Below are 26,976 nucleotides of genomic sequence, written 5' to 3'. Positions count from 1 at the left end.
TTCTTTATTGAATAGATTTGACACCACAATTACTAGTTGGAAAGGCTTTAATTTCCTAGCATTTATTGTAATCGGATTAAAGAAATTTCATAAAATTGAAAAGTCAAGATGACTTCAATAAAAAAAAACATAAAAAAATCACAATCAAACACATAAAACAAACCCCGTTAAAAAAGATAATTTTAAATCACTAAAAGATAATTTTATACCTCTAAAATTTTAGGCTTTACGTATCTTGAATATATAATCCTAAAAACAATATATGTAATGAAAACTAAATTTTTAATTAACCTCTTATTTTTAGTTTGTCTATTTTCTTTTGCTCAAAGATCAAACAAACCATGGAAAAATGGTAGAGATAGAGAAACCAACCAATACAACTTTGTCCCCAATAATCTAAATTTAAAAAAGATTCGATCTCAATTTGAGAAAATTAATCATAACAAACTATCCCGTAAATACACTCCTATTGTCAATCAAAAAAATAAATCATTTGAAAAAGCTAACGGAATTAATATTGCTTGGATTAATTATGGAAGAGATACTGGTGTGGACCCTAATGGTGGTGATAATTTCAGACCTGACCTTGAAAAATTTGAAGAAGTTATGGACTTTGTAAGTGCTAATAATGGTAATGTGATTAGATGGTGGTATCATACCAATGGATCAACAAATCCTGTATTTGATAATAATCAAATGGTAGCTAAAAATCCTAATTTTTTCCATAATGATGTAAAAGCTATTTTAAACTTAGCACAACAAAAAGGATTGAAAGTTCAAATCTGTTTATGGTCATTTGATATGCTTAAAGATCAATGGGCTGTAGATGCTGTTGCGAATAAAAAATTACTAACACAAAATGCACATACAAAGGCATACATTAATAATGCTTTGTTACCTTTAGTGAACGCTATTGGAAATCATCCTGCTCTGTATGCTTGGGAGATCTTTAATGAACCAGAAGGTATGACCAGAAGATATGCTGATCACTGGCCTGGATTTTTGCAAAAAATAGAAATGAAAGATATTCAATCTTTCATTAATAAAGTTTCTGGAGCTATCAGAAAAGCACAACCTAAGGTAAAAATAACTAATGGAGCTTTAGGTTTTTTAACAAATGTAGAAGATCCTGAAAAAGGTTTTTGGAATGCTTACACCGATATTAATCTAATTCAAGCTGGTGGGGATTTAAATGGGTATTTAGACTTTTATAATATTCATTATTACAAATGGGCAGGAATTAATGGTTCTCCTTTTCACAATGCTTTTGATACCAGTAAAATAGATAAACCTACTGTTATAGGTGAATATTATCCTGATAATCTAGTACTTCAAGGAACTCCAAATATTAATGCTAAAGATCTTGGTAAAAAACTAAATGAAAATTCATGGCAAGGTTCTATTGTGTGGTCTTGGACAGATAGAACAAACACTACTGCAAGAAATAATATGGCTAGTATTATAAGTGGTTATAATTCAGAAATACAAAATACCTTAGTTGCTGATGCTGGTAAAAATCAATCATACACTGATTCCGACAATGATGGTCAGGAACGTATCTCTTTAGATGGTTCTAAAAGCTCTTATACAGGCAGTAAAATAAAATCATTTGTATGGAAAAATAAAGGGAAAGTAATTGGCACTGGTGCAAAAATAAATACAACACTTCCTTTAGGTACTCACAATATCAAATTAGTTATTACAAACCATCAAAATATGACAGCTACTGACACTGTTACTATTATAATTGAAGAGGGTAACGCGGGACCTCCAGTGGTAGTAGATGAAAAACTTGAAGCTGAAAACGCAATGATTTTATCTAAAGTAGAAATAAAATCTGATGGTTCAACTAGTAATGGAGCTTATGTATATATGAAAGGTGATAATGGTAAAATAACATGGGGATTTGATGTTCCTTCTGATGGAGATTATTCTGTAAACTTTAGATACAATGTACCATTCGGATTTAAAAAGCAATTTTTAAACGTAAATACTTCTTATATAGGTGAAATAGATTTTAATGGTCCTCAAAACAAATGGCAAACAAAAACGATGACTTTAAATTTAAAAGCTGGATTTAATACTGTTACTTTAACAGCTAATTGGGGATATATGTATTTTGATTTTATAACTATCAAAACAAAAAAATCAGTTACTGAAACTTCCAATAATCCATTTTTAGCATCATCTGACGTATTTGGTAAAAAGAAAAAAGCTTTTGCCATTTATCCTATTCCTGCTAAAAATCATTTAACCATAAAAGGAAGTGAACTTGGCGATAAGATTAAAGTTTTTGATACTTATGGAAACATAATCTTAGAATCTACTTTAAACTTACATCAAGAAAGTATTGATGTATCTGGATTAAAAAAAGGAACCTACATTATTCAAGTTTCTAATAAAGGAAGACAATTTTTAATAAAAGAATAAGTATACCATTCTTATCAAACAAAAAGAGGCTGTCTGAAAAGGCAGCCTCTTTTGAATTATTTACATATTCCTTTAAAAAGTAGGAATAGGACAATCTTTAAACTCTACTTTACAATCTCTTCTACCTCTTATCTCAGCAGTATTATTATCAATAATAACAGTTTTTGGAATACCAGGTGGAAAGGATTTTAAAACAGACTCATCTACATCTATATTTATTCTAAAACTTCCTGTAGTTTCAGGTCCACTACCTTCTATATTATTATTAAATACAGCTGCTAGCGTAGGTCCATGAAATATTGCATCTTTTCCAATTTTATACCTACAATACACTGTATTTCTTTCTTCACATGGCATATACAATCTATGATTAAAATTCATATGTCCTGTATTACCATAAGTTGTACTAACATTTGTAATTGTTGTATTAGAAGAAAATGTTCCTGCTTTAAATCCAACTTCATTAAATGCAGCATTTGCAAATTCAGGTTTTAATCTTGCTACAAATATACCTCCTCCTCTTTTATAAACTGCTGCTACAGAACCTGACCCATAAATACTATCTATAGCTGCTTTATGGTCATCTCCTGTAATAGTATTATTCTCTGCAAAAATCTCAACAAAACCTCTTTCTACTCTAACTGTAAAAGAGCTATTAACTGAACTAATGTTATCTGCTACTACTCTACCATTCTTCATAAAATGTGGAGATAACATTAGTGCTGCCAAACCATTTCTATTACTGATGTTTTCAGCAAAAACATTTCTAACTCCTCCTATATTTGGAACATTTTTCCCTTTATTCAATTCCTTCATTAGTCTATTATCTGTTTCTATCCTTAGTGTTACTCCACCATCACAAGATAAATCTTTAAATAAAACTTTATTAGCTGCATAAGCTTGAATTAATCCATATCCTCTGTGTGCTAGTTTTTGGTCAATTTTTTGAATAACTCCGTTTTTTGGCCAATTGGGACCATTCACATCAGTTATGTCTACTAAGATTGAAGCAAATACGCTAATTTTATCTTCGATAATAAAATTAGAAATCATAAAGTTTTCAACATCTCTTACTGCACACACAATCATGTTTCTGTTTTTCTTATTCTTTCTTAAATCAATTACAAATCCAGATCCTGTTCCTATTAATGCTGAGTTTTCTATACCACCTGTTTTGTCACCAAATCCAAAAATTACTTGATTATTCTTAAAACTAATTCCAGCATGTATAATAGTTTCCTCTTCAACTTCTATTGTAATATTTGATTTCATTATAATATCAGCTAAATAATATTCTCCTTTAGGAATAATGATTTTTCCATAATCATTAACACCTAAATCATCACTCATATTATCTATAGCAGTTTGAAGTTCTACACTATCATCATTTTTATTATTATTAAATTGTATATTATTTATAATTTCAAAGTTTTCAGGAGCTTTATAAAACCGTGAAATATTTGAATTTATTCTAGCTTGTACATTATTTTCAAGCTTTGTAGTTTCATCATTTTCCATAACTTCATCTACATTCGAAGAACATCCCAAAATTAATGTTGTTAGGAATGTTAAATAAACACTTTTTAAAACTTTAATTCGTCTTTTTTTCATTTTACTTATATTATTTTTTATAGGCTTCTCGTTTAACACAAAAAAACCTAAAGGATTATAAAACAACTAAGTAAACGCTTACACTCTATTTAAAACCTCATAATATTACCTATTGATTAGCCTATTTTATCTTCATGTATAAATTATCTCCTAAACTTTAATTCTGATATATTTTTTACACCAATGGAAATAAAAAAAGCGACTAAAAATTAGTCGCTTTTCATATAAAATCACTTTGTAAGTATATTTCTAAGATTTATTTTTTTATTGAAGAATAATCTTTTTAATTGTTGTAGATAATCCTTGTTTTATTTTTATAAAATACAATCCTGATTTACCAATATTTTCTTTTTTTACATTGATTGACTTTTCAGTTGATTGATGTTGATATACTTTTTTACCTTGAATATCAAAAATTAAGATCTCTGAACTTTCTGCTTCACCTAAAAGAATAGTAAAGTTTTCATCTACTACTGGGTTTGGAAAAATATTGACTGTTTCATTAGTTATAGTAGTTGCATCATTAGCATTTAAATCTTGAAACTTTCTACTTGCCTTAGAAGCAGTAGCTTTAACAATTCGCCAATTTTGATTCTTGTTATTCACGTCAAAAGACCATAAAAGTAATATTGGTTTATTTTTAGGTCTATCCACTGCTTTATCACAATGCAATGGTCGTAAAAAATAATCTTCACCAATCTTTGTTATTTTCCATCGTTGATGATCATCTAACACTTTTGAATAAGTTGCTAAATTCACATTTAAATTCCGTGGATCATCTCCAATATTACATACTTTATATGGTACTTCTAAATACTCATTATTACGTAAATTTTTAATTAAATAATGATCATCAACTTTGGTGAACATCCATTTGGCACTATCGTTACTTGTATCTGATTGATTTACTAAACTTCCACTCGGACTATTAATTCTTATATCTCCTGAAGGATTCTGAATATAATAAACGCCATCTGCTAAATAATCACCTGAAGTAGTAGCATTGATCTGTGAAACTTTAGTTGATTTTCCAACTTCACAGACTCCTCGTAAAACAAGTGTATATTCGGTATTTATATCTAAATCTGATATTGTCAAAGGAGAAGAATTTCCACTTTTAAAAGAAATAGCTTTTGTTTCATTAATACTACCTGTAAAATCACCTTTTTTCCAAGCTCTTAACTCATAAAAATCAACTCCTGAAATTTCATCAAACTCAACTGTTATAGATGTCTTTGTATTTGAAATAGCTGTTAACCCTGTTAATGAAACATCTCTACCGCAAGTTGCTGTGTTATTTCCTGTTAAAATAGCTGGATAAAAAGTTTTTCCTTTTGGTGGTGAATAACTTAACAATCTTGGTTCTCCATATCTATCAAAAACAAATACCTTATCACCAGAAAATCGTTCTGAATTACTTCTTCCTCTGGTTTTATTATTAAAAATAAGATTATTAGAACCTGGTTTTTTATGTCCATACTTTAACCCTCCAGAAGCAAAAGCTCCCCATGATCTCCATTGTAAACTACTTATCTTATTACTTTCTATCAAGTTATAACCTTCATCTCCATTATGAAAATTAACATCAACTTCTAAATTACAATTTGTAACAACATTGTATTTCGCTTTTTGCTGAATAGCAAAATGTCTAATTCTACGTACTCTTTCATTTACAAAAAGACCATAATTTCCTCTAATATCATAATATCCATTACCACCTCCTCCTTTGTTAAAACAAGCATCAATAAAATTATTTCTACAGGTAATATAATCTCCACTAATCTTTAACGGATCTGTTCCTGAATTTTTAAAAACACAATTATCAATCCAACAATTTTTAGATCTTTTGGTTATTTCTACAAATGAAACATACATGTTTTTAATACCATCAGGATCGTTACTAAAACAATCACTACCACAAAAACGATTTTCAGCTTTATTACGATCGTCATAAATAGTAGTTGATTTAGTTGGAATGTACTCAAAAGTTATATCTTCTACTCCTGATTTTCTTACATCGTCAAACTTTAAAGCACTTGCTTTTCTATTTGCATAAGCCCTTATAGTTACATTAAAAATAACCTCATCTTTCGTTTCTCCTCTTAAAATTATATTTGACTTTATGTTTAAAGGACGATCAATAGTATATTTTCCTTTTTTTAATAACACTACGCTTAATTCTCCTTCTGTGTTTACACTATTTATTGCTTCTTGAATTCCTTTTGAATTTGTTGGTGCAACAATTAATTTTATTGGCAATGTATTTCTTTTAGGAATACCTCCTTGCACTCCTGCTTTTTGCCATTCTTTCATAAAAGGATACTTAGAATCATTTTTTGAATTATCAAATCTAACTCCAGAGTCTCCTAAAGATAATTGTGCATTAATGTTGATTATGAATAGCATTAAAATAATTCGTATGCTATATTTCCATTGATTTTTTTTCATTTTTAAATATCTGTTTATAGTTAATACCCCTACTCTTTGTTAATTGAACATTGATAGATATAATTTAAAAAAGCGGCTAAAATTGAGCCGCTTTTTATAAATAGATTCCACTTCTTATTATAGAAGTATGACCTTTTTAATTGTAGTAGTTTCGCCTTGTTTAATTTGAATAAAATACAATCCAGATTTTCCAAAGTCATTTTTATTTAATTCAATAGTTGAAGTATTATAATATCTTTGAAACACCTTTTTTCCTTGAATATCAAAAACATTTATTTCTGAAGCAGTGTTATCTTTTAAAATTAAAGAAAAACGATTTTCTTTTATTGGATTAGGAAAGATTCTAACTTCCTTTTTATTTCTTACACTTCTGATAGAAACTCTTGACATTAACGTTTGAGTTGAGCTATTTATTGTTGAAATTTTAGTAGACTTTCCTACCTTACATATTGCTCTTAACGCCAAAGTATATTCTTCATCAGCATCTAAATTTAATATTGTTAATGGTGAAGAATCACCTCCTTTAAAAGCAAATGCTTTTGGCATATTGATACTTCCTGTAAAATCGCCTTTTTTCCATGCTCTTAATTCATACATATCAACTCCTGATAATTCATCAAAGGCTAAAGTTATTGAACTTTCTGTGTTTGTTACAGCCTGTAAACCGCTAATTGATGCATCTACACTACATTTAGTTACATCTGCAATAGTCCTTGCATTTATTTCTGATAATTTTGTTGATTTTCCAGCACTACAAACTCCTCTTAAGACCAATGTATACTCTTTTCCTGAATCCAAATTCTCTATGGTTAATGGAGAGGTGTTTCCTCCTTTAAAAGAAAATGCCTTTGGAGTATTAATACTACCTGAAAAATCACCTTTTTCCCATGCTCTTAATTCATACATATCTACTCCCGATAATTCATCAAAGGCAATGGTTATTGAAGTTTTTGTTTTATCTATAGCTTTTAAACCACTAATTGATTCGTCTACACTACATTTATTTACATCAGCAATAGTAGTTGCATTTATTTCTGATAATTTTGTTGATTTTCCAACACTACAAACCCCTCTTAAAACTAAGGTATACTCTTGTCCTGCATTCAAATTCTCTATAGTTAATGGAGATGAGTTTCCTCCTTTAAAAGAAAATGCCTTTGGAGTACTAATACTACCTGAAAAATCACCTTTTTCCCATGCTCTCAATTCATACATATCTACTCCTGATAATTCATCAAAGGCAATGGTTATTGAAGTTTTTGTTTTGTCCGTAGCTTCTACATTGGTTATAATTGCTTCTGTATTACAGCTAGTAATATCAGCAATAGTAGTTGCATTTATTTCTGATAATTTTGTTGATTCTCCAGCAATACAAACTCCTCTTAAAACTAAGGTATACTCTTGTCCAGACTCTAAACCATCTATAGTTAACGGTGATGATTTCCCTCCTTCAAAAGCAAATGCCTTTGGCATATTGATACTACCAGAAAAATCACCTTTTCTCCATGCTCTTAGCTCATAAGTATCCACTCCTGATATTTCATCAAACTCTACTGTTAATGAAGTTTTTGTTTTTTCTGTAACTTTTACTCCTTCTAAATCAGTATCTATACTACATGATGGTTCATCTATAGTGTCTCCTTTTTTCCAAACTCTTACATAATCCACATACATAGATTCTGGTAATTCTCCTAATTGTCTTCTAGCTCTTTCTGCTAAATTTTTCAAACGATCGTTGTTTGGATAATTTCCTTGAGGATCAAAAGAAGTAAAAGCATTTCCTCCGAAATCTACAAACGGTACTCTCATTCCTAATGACATAATAACACGTAATGGTAATTTACTCCAATGTGTGTTTTTTAATGTTTTTCCTACTTTTTTACCATCAACAAAAAAATTGATTTCTTCTTTTGTGATTTCACATCCATAGGTATGCCAGTCTTTTCTTGGATCAAATCCAAGTTCATATTTGTTTAATTGTTCTTCAGGATTTTTTTTGGGTCTTACCCATCTTCTTTTGTTACCATCTTTAAAAGCAATATGTAAATTAGATTCTGTATCTTCTACTTCATCTTGTACGTTATCATGAAAATCGTGTTGTTGTAATTCTTGTATATCTATTTCTGTATAAACTACGCCGCCTTTAGCAGGGTTTCTATCAAAAAACTTACTGTAAAGCCAAAAAGCAGGACACAAACCTCTGGCACGATCAATTCCTTCATTAAATGGATGTGGATCTGAATTATCAATATCAGCTCCTCTTATGGTCGCTTCAATATACCCTTCAAAATTGGCTGGTAATGATTTTTGAGATTGAAGACAACCTGCATTGTAAAACTTTCCATTAATGGCTATTGAGGTACCATTATTATTTTTTCCATTATATCTTGCTGTAATTTTAGCTGCTCCTCTATTAAAATAATTACCTTCTGCTACATTAGCAGTATTGGTTAAATTCCAAGCAGCTATGTTTGGTAAATTATTTGTTTGTTCCCATTTTTTTGACCAATTAATATTTCCTGTATTAAATTCATCGGACATATCTTCTAACAAGATAAATTGATCATTGGGGTTTACGGTTTTTAACGGTTCTTGACCGTATGTTTTCACTAAAAAAAGTATTGAACAAATACTTGTAATTAAATTGATTTTTCTCATGATTATTTTATAGGATTATTCTGCAAATAAAACTCCCAAAATCTCTAATAACTAACTATAAATTAACCTTTCATAGCTGTAAATTACCTTATAAAAAAACACCTTTAATCAACTCTAAAACAAACTCATACAAACACAAAAAGCGACTAAAATTAGTCGCTTTTCATATTAAATCACTTTGTAAGTATATTTCTAAAATTTAATTTTTATTGAAGAATAATCTTTTTAATTGTTGTAGATAATCCTTGTTTTATTTTTATAAAATACAATCCTGATTTACCAATATTTTCTTTTTTAAGATTGATTGATTTTTCAGTTGATTGATGGTGATATACTTTTTTACCTTGAATATCAAAAATTACGATCTCTGAACTTTCTGCTTCACCTAAAAGAATAGTAAAGTTTTCATCTACTACAGGGTTTGGATAAATATTGACAGTTTCATTAGTTATAGTAGTTGCATCATTAGCATTTAAATCTTGAAACTTTCTACTTGCCCTAGAAGCAGTGGCTTTAATAATTCTCCAATTTTGATTGGTATTACTAGTATCTAAAGTCCATAATAATATAATTGGTTTATTAACTGGTCTGTCAACAGCCTTATCACAATGTAAAGGTTGAATAAAATAATCTGCACCTACTTTTGTTATTTTCCATCGTTGATGATCACCACGAACTTCTGAGTAAGTACCTAAATTCACGTTCGGATTTTGTGAAGTTTCTCCAGTTTCACATGCCCTAAATGGTACTTCTAAATATTCGTTATTTCTTACATTCCTAATTGTATAATAATCATTTACTTTAGTAATTTCCCATTTAGCACTGTTCCCTGAAGTATTAGCTTGACTTACCAAACTTCCACTAGGACTATTGATTCTTATGTTACCTGTAGGATTTTGGATATAATAAATTCCATCAGTTAACATATCATCTTTAGTAACTGCATTTATTTGTGAGATTTTAGTTGACTTTCCTACTTCACAAACACCTCTTAATACTAGTGTGTATTCTTCACCTGGATTTAACTCAGTTATTGTTAATGGTGAAGCATTACCTCCTTTAAACGAAACTGCTTTTGGTTCATTAATACTTCCTGTAAAATCACCTTTTTTCCAAGCTCTTAATTCGTAAAAATCAACTCCAGAAAGTTCGTCAAAAGCTACTGTTATAGAATTTTTTGAATTGTCTGTGGCTTTTAAACCTGTTATTACTGAGTTTATACTACATTTTGGAGCATCTGCAACTGTAGTAGTATTAATTTGTGAAAGTTCTGTTGATTTTCCTACTCCACATATTCCTCTTAATACTAAAGTATATTCAGTACCCTCTGTTAAACCAGAAATTGTTAAAGGAGAAGAATTACCTCCTTCAAAAGCAACTGCTTTTGGTTCGTTTATGCTTCCTGTAAAATCACCTTTCTTCCAAGCTCTTAATTCATAATTTTCTATACCTGAAACCTCATCAAACTCAAGAGTTATTGAAGTTTTTGTACTTGCTATTGTTTTTAACCCTTTAATAACCTTAGCATTACAAACATTCGTATTACCATTATCATTATCATTGTCACAATTAGCTGCAACTGCATTTAAACCATTACCTGTTGGTTTTACATAAGTTTTAGATAAAATAAACTTATCTATTTCAAAACCGTCTTCTCTCATAGAAAATGAAACGGTATGAACACCTGCAGAAGGTACATTGATAAAAATCTTCTCTGGCTCACCACAATGATTCGCATTAGTTCTTTGTTTACTTTCCCAAGTCCACTGATTTTTACCTGTACACCATTGCATTTTTCTACCAGATGAAGGCCAGGTTCCATCAATACCTACGTGAATTCCGTTATCTTCAGAACCTGTTGAATATGCTCTTACCCAAACAAAATACTTTCCTGGAGAGTTAAACTTTATCTTATAATCTAATACTGCTTTTCCTGGTGTATCAGAAAAATTTACTCCAACTCTTAATGGATCTCCATGCGTAACTCTTGTATCTGGTAATAACTCTACATATTTCCCTCTACTTGCTGTTGATGCGTGACTTCCATCTGGATCAGGTTTAGGTGTATTACTACTATTACCTATCACAAACCATTCTCTATCGTTGGTTTCTGATTGCTTTACATAATCTTCTGCTTCCACCGCAACAATTCCATTTTTTTCTTCAAAAACTTTACCCATACATGAGCCTGTATCAGAACCTGAACCTGAATCAGGATTAGAACCAGTTGTATTCACAACATATCTATTCCAAAATTTAGTTACATTATCAGCTTTGTCTCCAATATTTAAAATCCACCAATTCTCAACACAATCTGAGTAATCAAGCCCATTATTTTTCATCCAAGACCAATCATAAGGAACTCCTTGTGGGTATCTACGTCTTACAACACGATCTGCTTCTATCCAAATTTCTCTAGCTTTTTTGTTAGGCGAACTTTTTGCCTGTGCTATCCATTTACTATCTCTCGATCTATATCTTGGAGTATCATATGGTCCATGATCTCCCCAATTTTCGGTAAAATCTGCATTTCCATCATCTACGTAAAAATAATTGGTTTTACTTCTTACATAATTAAGATCGCTTGGAGTTGTTTGATCTTGATTCCATTTACTATGCTGAACTACAATTACATTATTTTTAACGGTAGTACCTCCAACTGCTTTGATTGCTTCAGCGACCCAATCTGCTGTAATATCTGACTGTCCAGCTTCTTGAACCCAAACTTTTCCTCCATTATTTAAAATTGGAATAACTTTATTTTTAATTCTATTTACAGATGCAGTCCAATTTTCATCAGCATCAGTCCAATTATTTTTTCCGAATGCTAAATCAAATAATTCATCAGAATCAATAAAACGTCCATTTTGACGACCATAAGCCCCTGCAACAGCATAATAATTAACTCCTTTTAAATCGTTATGCAATAACATAGAACCTAATGCTGCTTGTGCATGAATATCATCAGGATCTGGTTTACTATCAAACTGAGCTATTAATAAATCTTTGTTTTTATTAAAAAAGGGTCTCTGTGCATTTGTGGTTAATCCTAAAAATAATAGCGCACATGTTACTATTATTTTCTGCTTAAAATTACTTTTCACTTTATAGTTATTTTAGGGGTTGAATAAATGTTAGATTATATATTACAATAGTGATTACTTAACAATACTGCACCAACAATAAATTCACTCTTTATTGATAAGCAAATATGAATGAAGAGATTTTCATCTTTTACCCAACAAAGAATAAATAATAACTTGTTAGTTTCGTTTTAAATAGGTGAAAAGTGTAGTTATTATTCAAATAACTACACTCATAAGAACATGAAAATTAGTTTATAAAACCATTAGTTTTATAACTCTTTCTTTTATAGAAACCAAGTACATACCACTTGCCAGATCATTCACTGGTATGCTAGAGTTTTCTAATGTAAGCTCTTTTACTTTTACTCCTGAAATGGAATAAATACTTACTTTTTCTCCTAAAACTTTTCCCGTAAAAGTTAATACATTGGTTACTGGATTAGGATATATTTTAATAGACTTGTCTTCAATCTCATCTTCAGCTAATTTTCTGTTGGATGAAATTGGTTGTATCTTCCATTTTTGATTGTTGTTATTTTCTGAAAATATATAGGTTATAATATTCGTATTCAAAGTACCGTTATTACGATCTAAACCTTGACTCATACAATGAGATGGTTTTAAACTGTAATGAGTTCCGTTTTTTACTACTTTCCAACGTTGATGATTTCCTGTAGCACTTGTGTATGTTGATACTGCTGTACCATTTTCACACTTTGCAAAAGGAACCTCTAAATATCGTTCTGTTTTTTCATTTTTAAGAGTGTAAACGTTATTACCTAAATGAGTGAAAGCCCACATTTGATTTTTCCTAAAAAAAGGATTGAACATTACTGCAAAATGATTATTAAAAGATTCAGACTGTAATCTTTGATCAGAAGTAACCGACTCTAAAAAATAAACTCCATCATTTATTAATTGAGTAATTGTATTTACTTTTTCTTTTTTCAATAATGCAATTGATGAATATGGTGGAATTACAACATTTCCAGTATATTCAACATTTTTAGCATCTACATATTTAATATTTCCTAAGTTGATTGTTTTAGAAGTACCTGTTTCATTAATTTCAAATTTAATTATTGAATTAGCATCCGTTGATGAAGGATATTGAATAGGTGCATTTTTACCATTTTTCTCGTAATTCGGAAAAGCAGCTTTAAACTCTGATAAAGTATGCTGTGTTTTATTTCGAACTAAAAATGTTTCTATTTGCTTTGCACCATTAAAAGGCTGGCAATAATAATTTTTATTTACCTCTCCTAAGAAAGTATTAAATCCTGACGTCGTTATTCTATTAGTAAATTCGGCACAAAGTTGATTCGCTTTTTTAGGGAAAAAGATGTTATTCACAAATGTATTATTAGTTGCTCTTGCAACTCCTCCACCAGCAGCAAAAGAATTAAAATAAGTAGATGACACAATAGCTGTACCACAATTATATACTAAATTATCTCTAAAAGTACTTTTACTCGATAGATTAGCCATAAGTCCCCAACCTATAACATTTGAAACAGAGTTTTCATAAATTAATTGATTTTGAGAATCATTATCTATATAAATTCCTGCAGTTTTAGGACCACGATTGCTTGGAGCACCTAATGCTGCCCCAATACCATCAGTAACTACATTTTTGTATATACGATTGTTAGTGTTTTTATTTCCTACTGTATAAATACCACCGCCATCATCTTTTGTTAAACAAAAATTTCTAACATAGTTAAAACGAATTTCAAAATTTCCTCCTGAGTAATTAATACCGTGGTATCCTATTTTATTTACTACGTTTTTTTCAATTATGTTTTTTGCTGAGCCATTTTCACTAATAATTCTTACTCCTGTATACGGAATAAAACTTGAAGCTCCCATTCCAGATCTAGTTCCTACATTTCTAACTAAATTATTAGAAAAAGTAATTCCGTTACATTGTTCAAATCTAATACCTACATTATTTCCATTCTGAATAGTACTATTGGTGAATTTGAAGTTTTTTAAACCAAAGCCTAAACCTAAATAGCTACTCCCATTATTTAACTCACAATTATCAATGGTAATATTATTTGCCTTATTAACGCTTAATACAACATCATTACCTCCTTCAAACTTTATATTTTTAAAGTTAATATTACTGCTGTTTTTAAGACTTATTGCATATGCTCCTGACGGAATTTCTACATTTATGGTATTAGGATTTACCTCACTATATAAATACAATACTCCATTTACAATATCATGAGCCCATTCACCATTCATATCTAAAGTATTTACATGATTTTGAAAAAAGTAACCAAAATTATTTTCAATATTATTTACAAAACCATTGCTTGAAGACAGTTGAAAGTTTACTGTTTTACCTGAATGAGAAGTAACTATCTCTGATTTAATAGAATCATCTGTAGTTCTAATTGTTATTTCTCCTCCTTTAAAAAAATTAGTTGCATAAGGTAGCGCTGAAGATTCTGAAATAGAACGATTATTATTTGAATGTGAATTTATGGTTCTATATCCACCATTAGTTGTATTGTAATTAGGCTCACGACCAATTTGTTGTGAAATATTATTTAAATACAACGCTGTAATTCGATTACCATCAACTTTATTTAAAGGAATACGCCAAATATCCCCTCTAAATCGAGACCAATTTTTTAAACTTTTAGCTGCTCTAATTATTGGACGATTACCTGATCCGTAGGCTCCATATTGGATTCGTTTTGTAAAACTTCCGTTTTTACCTTTGACATCTAAAGATCCGTAAAAAACATCACCTCGTTTAAAATTAATAACATCACCATTACTTAGTGATTGCCTATTTACTCTATTGATTGTTTTCCAAGGAGAGTTTATAGAAGTTCCTGAATTTACATCATTTCCTGATGCACTGACGTAGTAATTTTTTTGTGCTACCAACGAATTGACTCCACAACTGCAAAATAATAAAATTAAATACTTTCTAATTGGATTGATTAGATTTTTCATTTTGGGAAAAAGAGATTATTTAAAGGGATTAATTATACTAACAAAGAAATCATCAACTAGTTCTTTATTAACGCCGCAAAGGTAAAAAGTTTCTCTAAAAACTTTTTACATTTTCATTTCTATAGTTCTAATTTTCACTGACTAAGAACATCGTTTTGACGTTGTTTTTTATGATAAATTCAACTCTATTTTTAAAATTGAATCAATTTACATTTCCCTTTATTTATCAGGAAAAACAAAGTGTTTTCAGATTAAAATTTCAGCTAAAAAAACATAAGAATTAATAATGAAATCGGCTCTTTTTCAATGTCTTTTTTCTGTAAAAAAATGATAAAATATGTTTAGTAAAGGGTAATTTAGAGATGCTTAAAACACTAATTTTTAAGAATTTTAACCACAAAAAAAGGCTTCATTCGAAATAAAAAATCGTAAAAAAAGAAAAAACTCTTTAAAAAAAGAGTCTTTGATTAATATATGATTAGAAATGAAAAGTATAATAGTCACTTATAGAAACATCAAAATATTTACTTTTTAATTTTTTCTATTAAAAATACTGCTCCAAATAGCATTGTAAAAGCATAACCAATGTCTTCTATAGGTATTGTTAATAAACGAATACTTAAATTCTCATTATTATTATACCAAACTACAGGTTCTTCAATTCCTGTTCCTGTTAAAACACCATTAACAATAAAAAAAGGGATTAAAATAATAAGAAAGGCTATGTAGAAGCGCCTTAAATATTCGATACCATAAAAATATCCAAGAACTAAAATGCCTATCAAAAAAGAATAATTAACCGTTGTATATGCTTTTCCCCAATTCATAACTAATACGGGAAGCACAATTAATAAAATTGATAAAGTAATGGCTTTAGTAACCTTAACTGGTATTAATAAATTTGGTTTGAAATATTCTAATGAATAATGAATAAAAATACTGGCATAAGGAATGCAAAAAAAGAACAACCATTCTTCAATGGGCATACCTAATAGCAAAAAAGGTAAATGGTAGTCTGGATTAAATCCCCAAACACCATTTTTAGTAAAAATAGCATCCCAAACTAAAAAAACAATAGCTACAATACTAATTGAAGTTAAAACTGCTTTCCAGTGTTTTATAAAACGCATATTCTTTTCGAAAGAATATATAAGTGGAATGCTTAAAGAGCCTAAATTTAAAATGAGATATAAAAAACTCATTAATTTTTATATTGTTTGAAATACTTAAAAGGAACATATAACATTCCAAAGCACTCACCATCGTGCTTTCCTAAATGTTTATGATGAATTTTATGTGCTTTTCTAAGTCCTTTAAAATACCAGTTATTTGTTTTATCAAACCATTTAAAGCGACGATGTATTAAAACATCATGGATTAAAAAGTATGCTAAACCGTATAAAAGAATACCTAAACCTATAAAAAATAAAAAGTTTAGCTCTGGTCTAATACCGAAGAAAAAAAGTAACATACTAGGAATGGCGAATACTACAAAAAATGCATCGTTTTTTTCAAAAACATGTGGATAACCAGGCTGGTGATGATCTTCATGTAAATACCAACCAAAACCATGCATTACATATTTATGAGTACACCATGTAATACCTTCCATTAAAATAAAAGTTCCTAACGTAACTAAAGCAAACAGCATTAAATTAAATTTAATTTATATTTCACATAACTTCTTGCCAACAAATTTATCTTCATCGGGTTAGAAATCCTAATTCTTGTGTCCATTATTTTTGAAGAAGGTGTTGCTTTTAACTTCTTCAATAATTTTCTGTAATAACGATATGCCATATACACACCAAACTTAGCTTCTATAGGTAATTGTAAAATTCCATTTTTAAAAGCGTACTCAAAATCTTCTTCGATTTCGTTTATAATTTGCTCTTTAGAGGTGGCATCTAATTCTTTTAGATTAATATTTGGAAAATATGATCGATTCAAAAACTCAACATCGTCTTTCAAATCTCTCAAAAAGTTTACCTTTTGAAAAGCAGAACCTAAACGCATTGCAGGTGCTTTTAACTCCTCATATCTTTTCTCATCACCTTTAACAAAAACCTTTAAACACATTAATCCAACTACATCTGCTGATCCATAAATATATTCGTTATACTCTTCTTGTGTTTTATATTCAGTTTTATGTAAATCAGCTCTCATACTTTTTAAGAAAGCTTTTACCAAATCATCAGGAATGTTAAACTTGTTTACAGTGTAAATGAATGAATTTAAAATAGGGTTTAAACTAATACCCTGATGTTTAGAAATGTAATAATCCTTTTCAAACTTATCTAATAACCCTTCTTTATCATACTCATGAAAAGTATCGACTATTTCATCTGCAAAACGAACAAATCCATAAATATTATAAATATGATCTCTTATGTTTTGCGAAAGCATTTTTGTTGCTAGCGAGAAAGAAGTACTGTAAGTATTTGTTACAAGCTTGCTACACTTATAGGAAACGTTGTCGAATAATTGCTTCATTTTTGGTATGTTTTTAAGATTAAATCTGAGGTTATTTTACCCGAAATTAATGACGGTGGTACACCCGGTCCTGGAACCGTTAATTGTCCTGTGAAGTATAAATTTTTCACTTTTTTGCTTTTCAGCTTCGGTCTTAAAAAAGCTGTTTGCGTTAAAATATTTGCCAATCCATAAGCATTACCTTTGTAAGAATTGTAATCATTTATGAAATCGCTAACACAATAACTTTCTTTAAAGATAATGTTTTCTTTTACATTTTGATTCGTTAATTTTTCTAAACGATCAATTATTATATTAAAATATTTTTCTCTTATCTCTTTTGTGTCTTCAATACCTGGTGCTAAAGGAATTAAAAATGTTCCTGCTTCCTTTCCTTCAGGTGCAAAACTGTTATCTGTTATACTAGGAAAACTTGCATAAAATAACGGTTTCTCTGGCCATTCAGGTGTATCATAAATCGATTTCGCATGTACATCAAAATCAGTATCAAAAAATAATGTGTGATGTTCTACATTTTCAATCTTCTTATCAAATCCAACGTAAAACAATAAAGATGATGGAGCAAAAATTCTACTTTCCCAGTACTTTTCTGAATACTGTCGTAGCTTTTCTGGTAACAAAGTTTCTGTATGATGATAATCTGCACCACTTAAAACCAAATCAGACTCTAATAATTCTCCATTAACTACTATTCCTGAAACCTTATTAGTAGCATCTACTTCTATTTTATCAACTACAGCATTTTTTTGAAAAGTAACTCCTAATTGCTTAGCCAAAGTAACCATTCCTTCAATTACTTTATACATACCTCCTACCGGATGCCAAGTTCCTAAACCAAAATCAGCATAATTCATAAAATTATAAAAAGCTGGAGTGTTACTTGGTTTAGCTCCTAAAAATAATACAGGAAACTCAAGGATTTGAATCAACTTTTGGTTCTTTATTTTCTTTCTAACTTGCTTTCTTATAGTAGAAAAGAATTGTCCTACCCTTACAACTGTTTCTGGTGTAACTAATTCTAATGGAGAAACTCCTGGTCTGTAAACAACATCTTTTACTGCAATATTGTAATTATCCTCTGCACTTTTGATAAATTTCCTCAAATGTTTAGAACTACCAGGCTCTTCTTTCTCAAAAATTTCACAGATTTCATCAAAATTCCCAGGAATAGTGATACTGTCATTTTCATCAAAGTAAACTTGATATGCAGGATCTAACTTTTCTAAAGTGTAGTAATCAGAAGGTTTCTTACCAAAATCAGCAAAAAACTTTTCAAATACATCAGGCATCCAATACCAAGTTGGTCCAATATCAAAAGTAAAACCATCTATATTATATTGTCTTGCTCTTCCTCCTAAAGTATCGTTTTTTTCAAAAACAGTAACTTCGAAGCCTGCTTTTGCCATGTAACTAGCAGCAGATAATGAAGAGAAACCTGAACCGATTATGAAGATTTTTTTTTTCAAATTATATCTTTAATATACAGTAAAGATATAAAAAATATTTTTTTTGTTTACCGTTTTTAAGATTTATTTAAACAAAAAATTTAGAAATCATTTAGCATGTCTATCAAAGTAGGATAAAGTATTATTTCTGAGTTAAAATCAACATCTTTTACATCAATAGCTTTCTTACCAACTGCTATCAATTTATGCTCTGTATTTTCTAATATCTTGTCTATCTTTTTAAAATAGTCTAAAACATCATCATCATATGGCTTGATGGTTAACGAAGTAATAAAACAAACTTTTAAATCTCCTTCAAAAAAGTAATTTAAATTATCAAGAGGTAAGCTTTGTCCGAGATAAATTGTTTGACAACCTCTTAATACTAATTCAAAGTTTAAATACATTAATCCTATCTCATGGATTTCTCCATCAGGTAAGAAAAGAACATAGTTATAATCAGTGTTAGTAGCTGCATACTCTAATTTCTCAGTATTCAATTGTATTTTTTGAATAATTAAATTAGATATAAAATGTTCATGAGCTGGCATTAGTGTTTTAGTCTGCCATAGAAGTCCTATCTGGTTTAAAAAAGGAATAAATACCTCTTTAAATATTTGTCTAAAAGTCTTCTTGTGTAATAACTTATTATATGTGTTATTGAATAAAACCTTATCAAACTGAAACATCGACATTTTAAAAGCATTAATTGCTTCGTCATTTGCCGCAAATTTAAAAGCTAACTCTCTTGCATTAGTTACAATTTGCTCTTCAGACATTTGAGCAATCTTTGAAATTTTGTAGTTATGATTATTTAAAAGAACTACATTTAAAAGCTTTAATAGGCTTTCAGAAGAATAATATCTAATATTGGTTTCCGTCCTATTTGGAGTTAAAAGATTATATCTTTTTTCCCAAATACGAATGGTATGTGCCTTAATACCAGATATATTCTCAAGGTCTTTTATCGTAAAAACGGTCTTAATATTGTTCAATTTATATCAACTTTTATTAAACAAATATACGAAATAAATAATCGTTTTTAAATTTTAATTAAAAATGATGTAACATTTTATATATTCGAGCTACTAATAATCAAACTAACTTTACTTAATAGTGCAAAAAAGTCTTGAAGACAATTTTTTAAATGATTTTGAAAGTAATCAAAATATAGTTCATAAAATTTGTAGAATATACACTACAAATCAAAGTGATCATAACGATTTATTTCAAGAAATAACAATTCAAGTTTGGAAAAACTATTCCAAATTTAGAGGCGACTCTAAATTTAGTACTTGGATGTACAGAGTAGCTTTAAACACTGCTATTTCACTGTACAGAAAATCTACTAAAAAAGTAAAAACTCAAGATATTGCTGATGTAGCTTTTAAAATTAAAGCTGTTGAATATGATGATACTGAAGAACAACAATTAAAAGCATTGTACAAAGCAATACAAAAATTAAATGATATTGATAAAGCTTTAGTCTTTTTGTATTTAGAAGACAAATCTTATAAAGAAATATCATTAGCACTAGGTATTAGTGAAGTAAACGCTCGTGTTAAAATGAACAGAGCAAAGGATAAATTAAAAAAAATACTAACCCCATAAGTATATATGGACGTATTAGATAAATATAAAAAGGCATGGGATAACCAGCCTGAGGAAAATAAAAAAGTTTCAAAAGCTGAAATTTACAAAATGACAAAACGTAAGTCTTCGTCTGTTGTAAAATGGATTCTTATTGTAGGTCTTTTAGAATTTTTAGTGGTATTAAGCTCTTATCTTTTTGTAGATTACGATGAGAATGATAATTTTTATCAAGAAATTGGTTTAAAAGACTTCCCCTTTTATTCACAAATGATAGCTTTCGCTATCGCTATTTATTTCATTTATAAGTTTTACCTAAACTATAAAAACATTTCTGTTACTGCCGATACTAAAAGTTTAATGAATCAGATTTTAACAACTCGTAAAACAGTTAAAACATACTTTATCGTAAGTTTAAGTTTCTTAGGAATTTTTGTTACCATTATAACTTTTATTATGCTTGCTGAAAAAATAGCGAATATGACAAGTATGGAATTAATTATTACTGTACTCGTTTTTATAATTTCTCTTGCTATTTTATTAGGCTTACTTTGGTTATTTTATCAATTATTATATGGTATTTTACTAAGAAAATTAAATAGTAATTATAAAGAACTAGCTAAATTAGAAGAATAGTAAGCAAAATTAATTGTAAAATTAATCGATAGGTTAGACCACTTGCTTTAACTTTGCTAAACAATAGTAAATTAATATTCTTTTATGGACTTTCCTTACGTAAAATCATTACACATCATTTTTGTAGTAACTTGGTTTGCTGGTTTATTTTATATGGTTCGCTTATTTATTTATCATACAGAAGCTGAAAAAAAAGAAGAACCAGCCAAAGAAATTTTACAAACTCAATATAAATTAATGCAAAAGAGGCTTTGGTACATTATTACATGGCCTTCTGCTATACTTGCCAGTATTTTTGCTTTTTGGATGTTAGTACAAAGACCTCATTATCTTCAGGATGCGTGGATGCATGTAAAGTTAGCTTTTGTATTAGCATTATACTTCTATCATGGAGCTTGCCATGGTATTTATAAACAACTTCAAAACGATATCGTAAAATATTCTCCTCTTAAATTACGCATTTGGAATGAAATAGCTACTATTATTTTATTTGCAATTGTCTTTTTAGTAGTTTTAAAAAACGCTATCAACTGGATATGGGGAGTCGTAGGAATCTTTTTAGTATCTATTTTGTTAATGATGAGTGTTAGACTATATAAAAAAATTAGAGCTAAAAAAAGCTGGGACAAATACGAGAAAGAATTAGCTAAAGAAAATGAAAAAAATAAAGAGTAAGTAACTCTTTTTAAAATTTATTACATTTGTATATATAACTTAAATCCCCATAAATATGAAAAAAGTATTTTTACTTTCATTTGCCTTTTTATTTGTAATAGCTTGTTCTTCGAATAATACTGATGGTTTACCTGATGATGGAGATACTGTGGTGACTGATGGAAACAATGGTTCTGACAATGATGGTTCAGGTTCAGATAATGACAACACTACTGATAAAGATGTTATCATTGGTACTTGGACACTTTATTTAGGAACAGATCAAAGAGAGGTTGATGAGTGTCTTAAAAAGACTACTTTTATTTTCAATGAAGACAAATCTTTAACCTATACTGAATATAACATAGATAATAATACATGTGTTGAAGTTACCGATAATGGTTACAAAGGAGAATGGATTAATAACGATAATGGTACTTATAATATAAGAAGACATGGATTTACTTCTGGTCAGGACATAGATTTCACTTTTGAAAACAACAATAATAACATGATCTTAGTAGGTCGAACATATAAAAGAAATTAAAATGAAAAAAAATTTTATCATCTCAGCTGTAACAGTATGTATGTTAATTTTTTCATCATGTTCTAGTGATGAAGATAATAACACTTCAAATAGTAATGACCCTATTTTAGGTAAATGGTTCTACTTTTCATTAAATAATGAAGAAGTTTCTGATTGTGAAAAAATGACTTCTATAGAATTTGCTGTCAGTGGTGCTACAACTACAGAAACATTTGAAATTTTAACTGATGATAGCTGTGGTAGAAGTAGTTTAACTGAAAATACTTGGACTAATAAAGGTGATAATATTTATACATTTAATAATTTAGAATCTAAAATAGAGTTTTTTGACAATGGCAATTCATTTAAAATATCTAGTGGAAACATTGTCTACAAAAAAATGCAGTAAATAAAAACTTACATAAACTTAAAAAAGACTATTTGAAGAAATAGTCTTTTTTTTATTCTAAAATAAATCAGACCTCTTTTTTAACATTACATTATCCTTATTTAACATAAGTGTATTTTAATATTATCTCAATAAAACTCATTTAAAATAAAAATATCACAACTTATTAACACTATATCGATTTCGTAAAGTTATAGAATAGCAAAATCAAAAATAAGTGTGTAATTTCATGATCGAAATCGATTTCGTAAAATAACATCTGCAGATTTAGATTACATTTTAATTAACCTTAATCACATCTTAATCATGAAAAATATCAAACAAATCAGCCTAATGCTGATTATATTGGTAACCTTCTTTTCTTGTCAAAAAGAAGAGTTAGATGACCTTTCAACCCCTGAAAATGTTTCATCAATTAATAACAATAATACAATTGCTTCTCGAATTTCTGCTTCATTACCTGGTAATGCTGAACAAGGAGCTATGCTTCATGCACATACTTGGCCTTTTGATGCAATAGAACGAGCAATTCCACAAATTGCTAATGCTGGCTTCAATTCTGTTCAAGTTTCTCCTGTAAACAAAACCAAAGGAAATAGTCCATGGTGGATATTATACCAACCTTGCGACTTAAATATTGGTAATGTAGTTCTTGGTAATGAAGATCAGTTTAGAAGAATGTGCCAAACTGCAGAAAATTATGGCGTTAAAATTATCGTCGACGCTGTATTAAATCATGTTGCCGACAATGGTACTTCAAACACTTGGTCAGATCAACTAGATCCAGCTCTAAAAAGAGGAGAATATTTCCATTGGAATGGTAGTATGAATAACTTTCAGGATAGATGGCAATTAACCCAACAAGATCTATTAGGTCTTCCTGATTGGAACACTCAAAGATCTGATGTTCAACAATTGCATATTAATTTCCTACACAAATGTATTGATGCTGGTGCAGACGGATTCCGTTTTGATGCTGCAAAACATATGGAAACCAGTGGCGGTGAAGATGGTAATTGGAGAGGTAACTACTGGGAAAACATAATGGGATCAATCAATAGTAGAGGAAATTTATACAATTTTGGAGAAGTACTTCCAGATGTTGCTGATAATGAAGAGCAATATCTTAGATATTATGACATTACGGCTCATGGCTACGGAAGAGCTCTAAGAGCTGCAGTTAGAAATTCGGATGCTACTGGAGTAAGAGACATATGGCATGGAAACCGAACTTTAAGTCCTGATAAGTCATTAGTTTATGTAGAAAATCATGACGATTATGAACATAATGATGACAATTCTCGTTCTTTAAATACTTGGCAAAGAAAAATGGGATATGCTATTGCCGCGGCAAGAGCTGGTGTTACTCCGCGCTTATTAGATAGACCTGGTAGTGAAGATGTTTGGAAAGACTTAGATGTAGCTTTAATCAACAGTTTCCATAATGCAATGGTTAGACAAAATGAATATTTAAGAAACCCTAGAAGAGAAACATTAGTTGTTGATAGAGGTAATGAAGGAACAGCTATTTTAAACTTAGGTGGTGAGTTTAATATTAGTACTCAAACCAACTTACGATCTGGAACTTATAGTGGTGAAGGTGGTACATTTAATGTTTCAGGCGGAACACTTACTGGAAATGTAAAAGGTGGAGCTATTGTTGTTTTGTATAATAACTCAAGTTATGGAAATAACAATACTGGAAACGGTGGTGGAAATAATAATGGAGATAACGGAAACCCAGGAAATGGAGGAGACAATGGAGATACTGGAGGAGGAAATGGAAATACTACTACAATATATGCAAACATTGATGTTGGTTGGGGGAATTCATTATTCATAAGAGGAAATACATCTCCTTTAAACTGGAATTCAGGTATTCAAATGACGAACGTAAACTCTAATACTTGGAAATGGGAAATTCAATCAATTCCTCAAGGACAAAATTTTGAATTTAAAGTATTAATTAACGATAATAATTGGTCTAGTGGAAGTAACTTCTCAGGAAAGGGAGGCGAAACAATTACGATTAATCCTAATTTTTAATATACCTACTTCTTAATACTAAAAGACCATTTAGTTATTTAGCTAAATGGTCTTTTTACTTTAATTTAAATCTTTTAATCTTCATTTGGCTTCATATGCACCTATATCTGGGGCTCCTTCTCTATTCTTTCCATTTATATCCCATATAGATGAATAAACATTCTCTAGAGTTTTTCCTTTATCAATAATATGCTTTCTCGTAAAATCATTGACTTTTACATTCATATTGAAATCTTCTGTATTTTCAAAGATTTCACTTAACAAATCAAACTTATCTCTACCTATAATGTAATTATTCTCTTCAAATACATTTAGAGATTCTTGATCATAACTTAGTGATCTAGAAACTAAATTGTTTGCTATAATAGAGTTCTGACTAGGACCTCTTGTTTTATGATTTTTTATAACAATCCAAGGTGATTTATCATTTCCATCTAATTGATCAATTACGGTATTATTTAAAATTTTACCATCTAACATACCATACATTGCAATTCCATGATAATTATCCGTTAAAACCACATTATTTTCAATAATCCAATTCTTAAAAAAGCCATCAAAACAACCAATGCCCTGTAAATTTCCATGTAAATTATTACTTCCTTTTGGGATCATAGCTATTAAATTATTTTTTATAAAAACATTCTCTAGAGTACCTTGACCTGGATTATTGTTGTCTCCCCTAGCATATGATTGAATTCCGTCATGATGACGGTACTCTGGTAACTCACTATCCACATAAATGCAGCCTATAATTTTATTATCATAACATTTAATATTATTTGAACACAAACGCATACCATCATGAGAAAACAATAAGACCTCACTATTTATAACAGAAAAATTGTCAGATCCATAGTCTACAGATATACCCATAGCTACATTTTCTATTTTACTATTGATGATTTCTACATGTTCAACAGCTCTTAGATTGAATCCACTCGCACTTTTATCTAACCACTCTTTAGCAGACCACCCATTAGTATTTTCAGTAGTACTAGCATGTACATTATTAAATTTAACATAAGAACCTTTTCCATGAAAATTAATAGACTCAAGATGAATCATACTTCCTCTATTACTACTGTTTAAAACCTCTGTTTCCCAATAATTATCATTTCCATCATAACTAGATTTAATGACTCTTAAATCTTTTAAATAAATATTTTTGAAAGCACCTGTCAACTTAAACTGTGATAATACTGGCTTTTGACCATTCTCACCCCTAATAGTTAACCATTCATCTTTAAACATAAAATTATTAAGAGCAATATTTCCATGATACCCTGACATTAATACAAGTTCATCTCCTTCTTTAACAGGAGCATTCTCATTAACTAAAATTAAATCAGAATCAGGATTATAATTCTCACTGTGTTTATAATATTGAACCTTTCCAGACTCTAAAACATGTTTCAATGTTTTCCATGGATTTTCTTTACTTCCATCTCCTTCATCTAATCCTAAAACTGGATCTATGTAAAAACTACCTCCTACTACTTTAGGTTCTTCAAAAGAATAATTTTCGATTGTCTGACTTCCTAGATCTTCTTGAATAAAAAGTTCTTTTTTAGCACATGAAAACAATAAAAAAACAGATAATAAACTTAATACTTTACAATTCATTTTTAACATTGATGATAATTTTAATATTTTTTTATATCTACACGTTTAACAAAGGCTTTTGTTCCCTTTAATGTTTATTACAAAAGGTATGTGTAAACTGACTATAATTTTTTTTTGAAAAGTAAGTTTATTAACAAACTCTATTTACACTGAATTCAGTGAAATTTTAATAAAGTATTTTATGAGGTTGTGATTTATAAAAATGAAGTATTATAAAAACAAAAAACCGTTCAATATGTATTGAACGGTTTTGTTATAAAGAAAGGCGACGACCTACTCTCCCACCAGTGGCAGTACCATCGGCGCTAATGGGCTTAACTTCTCTGTTCGGAATGGTAAGAG

General features: G+C 29.5%; 18 protein-coding genes and 1 rRNA gene. 7 read left to right on the top strand and 12 right to left on the bottom strand.

All coding sequences use genetic code 11. The features are described from left to right. Positions 1–267: 267 nt before the first annotated feature. A complete protein-coding gene (locus tag EYW44_RS21630) occupies positions 268–2,430 on the top strand; it encodes a CBM35 domain-containing protein (RefSeq protein ID WP_132727883.1) in 2,163 nt (720 codons plus the stop codon). 72 nt (positions 2,431–2,502) lie between these two features. Here the strand turns inward: EYW44_RS21630 and EYW44_RS21625 are convergent, their stop codons facing one another. The 10 genes from EYW44_RS21625 to EYW44_RS21580 all read right to left on the bottom strand — a co-directional run bounded on the left by EYW44_RS21625 (position 2,503) and on the right by EYW44_RS21580 (position 20,142). Beyond that, positions 2,503–4,041: an Iota-carrageenase gene (locus EYW44_RS21625; protein ID WP_132727880.1), complete on the bottom strand. Its 1,539-nt coding sequence runs from the start codon at positions 4,039–4,041 to the stop codon at positions 2,503–2,505. A 264-nt stretch (positions 4,042–4,305) separates the two neighbouring features. After that, complete coding sequence (locus EYW44_RS21620) at positions 4,306–6,489, bottom strand: T9SS type A sorting domain-containing protein (protein ID WP_132727877.1); 2,184 nt, start codon at positions 6,487–6,489, stop codon at positions 4,306–4,308. A gap of 117 nt (positions 6,490–6,606) precedes the next feature. Next, positions 6,607–9,147 carry a fibronectin type III domain-containing protein gene (locus EYW44_RS21615; protein WP_132727874.1) on the bottom strand — a complete coding sequence of 847 codons (2,541 nt, stop codon included), beginning with the start codon at positions 9,145–9,147 and terminating at the stop codon, positions 6,607–6,609. A 206-nt stretch (positions 9,148–9,353) separates the two neighbouring features. After that, on the bottom strand, positions 9,354–12,251 hold the full coding sequence (locus EYW44_RS21610) for a fibronectin type III domain-containing protein (protein ID WP_132727871.1): 2,898 nt from the start codon (positions 12,249–12,251) through the stop codon (positions 9,354–9,356). Between the two features lie 234 nt (positions 12,252–12,485). Then, positions 12,486–15,209: an RICIN domain-containing protein gene (locus EYW44_RS21605; protein WP_132727868.1), complete on the bottom strand. Its 2,724-nt coding sequence runs from the start codon at positions 15,207–15,209 to the stop codon at positions 12,486–12,488. Positions 15,210–15,733: 524 nt separating this feature from the next. Further along, positions 15,734–16,411 carry a lycopene cyclase domain-containing protein gene (locus EYW44_RS21600; protein WP_132727865.1) on the bottom strand — a complete coding sequence of 226 codons (678 nt, stop codon included), beginning with the start codon at positions 16,409–16,411 and terminating at the stop codon, positions 15,734–15,736. Continuing rightward, a complete protein-coding gene (locus EYW44_RS21595; RefSeq protein WP_165872303.1) occupies positions 16,411–16,860 on the bottom strand; it encodes a sterol desaturase family protein in 450 nt (149 codons plus the stop codon). Before EYW44_RS21595 ends, EYW44_RS21600 begins: the two co-directional genes overlap by 1 nt. Next, the gene (locus EYW44_RS21590; RefSeq protein WP_132727862.1) at positions 16,860–17,702 is read right to left on the bottom strand and encodes a phytoene/squalene synthase family protein; all 843 of its coding nucleotides are present in this window, start codon (positions 17,700–17,702) and stop codon (positions 16,860–16,862) included. The genes EYW44_RS21595 and EYW44_RS21590 overlap by 1 nt, the downstream gene beginning before the upstream one ends. Beyond that, the gene (locus tag EYW44_RS21585; protein ID WP_132727859.1) at positions 17,699–19,168 is read right to left on the bottom strand and encodes a phytoene desaturase family protein; all 1,470 of its coding nucleotides are present in this window, start codon (positions 19,166–19,168) and stop codon (positions 17,699–17,701) included. Before EYW44_RS21585 ends, EYW44_RS21590 begins: the two co-directional genes overlap by 4 nt. An 80-nt stretch (positions 19,169–19,248) precedes the next feature. Further along, complete coding sequence (locus tag EYW44_RS21580) at positions 19,249–20,142, bottom strand: MerR family transcriptional regulator (RefSeq protein ID WP_132727856.1); 894 nt, start codon at positions 20,140–20,142, stop codon at positions 19,249–19,251. A gap of 121 nt (positions 20,143–20,263) precedes the next feature. On the opposite strand from EYW44_RS21580, the gene EYW44_RS21575 reads away from it, so the two are divergent. The 6 genes from EYW44_RS21575 (at position 20,264) to EYW44_RS21550 (ending at position 25,008) form a co-directional block, all read left to right on the top strand. After that, positions 20,264–20,758, top strand: coding sequence for an RNA polymerase sigma factor (locus EYW44_RS21575; RefSeq protein ID WP_132727853.1), 495 nt, complete (start codon positions 20,264–20,266; stop codon positions 20,756–20,758). Positions 20,759–20,764: 6 nt separating this feature from the next. Next, positions 20,765–21,373: a hypothetical protein gene (locus EYW44_RS21570; RefSeq protein ID WP_132727850.1), complete on the top strand. Its 609-nt coding sequence runs from the start codon at positions 20,765–20,767 to the stop codon at positions 21,371–21,373. A gap of 84 nt (positions 21,374–21,457) precedes the next feature. Then, positions 21,458–22,048 (top strand): CopD family protein, encoded by a 591-nt coding sequence (locus tag EYW44_RS21565; RefSeq protein ID WP_132727847.1) that lies wholly within the window; start codon positions 21,458–21,460, stop codon positions 22,046–22,048. 55 nt (positions 22,049–22,103) lie between these two features. Continuing rightward, positions 22,104–22,574 carry a hypothetical protein gene (locus EYW44_RS21560; RefSeq protein ID WP_132727844.1) on the top strand — a complete coding sequence of 157 codons (471 nt, stop codon included), beginning with the start codon at positions 22,104–22,106 and terminating at the stop codon, positions 22,572–22,574. A 1-nt stretch (position 22,575) separates the two neighbouring features. After that, on the top strand, positions 22,576–22,962 hold the full coding sequence (locus tag EYW44_RS21555; protein WP_132727842.1) for a hypothetical protein: 387 nt from the start codon (positions 22,576–22,578) through the stop codon (positions 22,960–22,962). Positions 22,963–23,295: 333 nt separating this feature from the next. Next, entirely contained in the window at positions 23,296–25,008 is a 1,713-nt protein-coding gene (locus EYW44_RS21550; RefSeq protein ID WP_165872302.1) for an alpha-amylase family glycosyl hydrolase, read from the top strand. Between the two features lie 81 nt (positions 25,009–25,089). Here the strand turns inward: EYW44_RS21550 and EYW44_RS21545 are convergent, their stop codons facing one another. Both EYW44_RS21545 and rrf read right to left on the bottom strand, forming a co-directional pair. Continuing rightward, the gene (locus tag EYW44_RS21545) at positions 25,090–26,634 is read right to left on the bottom strand and encodes a hypothetical protein (RefSeq protein ID WP_132727836.1); all 1,545 of its coding nucleotides are present in this window, start codon (positions 26,632–26,634) and stop codon (positions 25,090–25,092) included. Positions 26,635–26,894: 260 nt separating this feature from the next. Beyond that, positions 26,895–26,976 (bottom strand): 5S ribosomal RNA (gene rrf / locus EYW44_RS22930); the annotation flags it as partial.

It is taken from the genome of Tenacibaculum sp. M341, from assembly GCF_004337695.1.
Classification (GTDB): domain Bacteria; phylum Bacteroidota; class Bacteroidia; order Flavobacteriales; family Flavobacteriaceae; genus Polaribacter.
This window is presented reverse-complemented; position numbering and strand designations above follow the sequence as displayed.

Excerpts from the sequence above, each read along its gene's own strand:
- EYW44_RS21630 (WP_132727883.1), top strand. The coding sequence starts at position 268 with ATGAAAACTAAATTTTTAATTAACCTCTTATTTTTAGTTTGTCTATTT.
- EYW44_RS21625 (WP_132727880.1), bottom strand. The coding sequence starts at position 4,041 with ATGAAAAAAAGACGAATTAAAGTTTTAAAAAGTGTTTATTTAACATTC.
- EYW44_RS21620 (WP_132727877.1), bottom strand. The coding sequence starts at position 6,489 with ATGAAAAAAAATCAATGGAAATATAGCATACGAATTATTTTAATGCTA.
- EYW44_RS21615 (WP_132727874.1), bottom strand. The coding sequence starts at position 9,147 with ATGAGAAAAATCAATTTAATTACAAGTATTTGTTCAATACTTTTTTTA.
- EYW44_RS21605 (WP_132727868.1), bottom strand. The coding sequence starts at position 15,209 with ATGAAAAATCTAATCAATCCAATTAGAAAGTATTTAATTTTATTATTT.
- EYW44_RS21600 (WP_132727865.1), bottom strand. The coding sequence starts at position 16,411 with ATGAGTTTTTTATATCTCATTTTAAATTTAGGCTCTTTAAGCATTCCA.
- EYW44_RS21595 (WP_165872303.1), bottom strand. The coding sequence starts at position 16,860 with ATGCTGTTTGCTTTAGTTACGTTAGGAACTTTTATTTTAATGGAAGGT.
- EYW44_RS21590 (WP_132727862.1), bottom strand. The coding sequence starts at position 17,702 with ATGAAGCAATTATTCGACAACGTTTCCTATAAGTGTAGCAAGCTTGTA.
- EYW44_RS21570 (WP_132727850.1), top strand. The coding sequence starts at position 20,765 with ATGGACGTATTAGATAAATATAAAAAGGCATGGGATAACCAGCCTGAG.
- EYW44_RS21565 (WP_132727847.1), top strand. The coding sequence starts at position 21,458 with ATGGACTTTCCTTACGTAAAATCATTACACATCATTTTTGTAGTAACT.
- EYW44_RS21560 (WP_132727844.1), top strand. The coding sequence starts at position 22,104 with ATGAAAAAAGTATTTTTACTTTCATTTGCCTTTTTATTTGTAATAGCT.
- EYW44_RS21555 (WP_132727842.1), top strand. The coding sequence starts at position 22,576 with ATGAAAAAAAATTTTATCATCTCAGCTGTAACAGTATGTATGTTAATT.
- EYW44_RS21550 (WP_165872302.1), top strand. The coding sequence starts at position 23,296 with ATGCTGATTATATTGGTAACCTTCTTTTCTTGTCAAAAAGAAGAGTTA.
- EYW44_RS21545 (WP_132727836.1), bottom strand. The coding sequence starts at position 26,634 with ATGAATTGTAAAGTATTAAGTTTATTATCTGTTTTTTTATTGTTTTCA.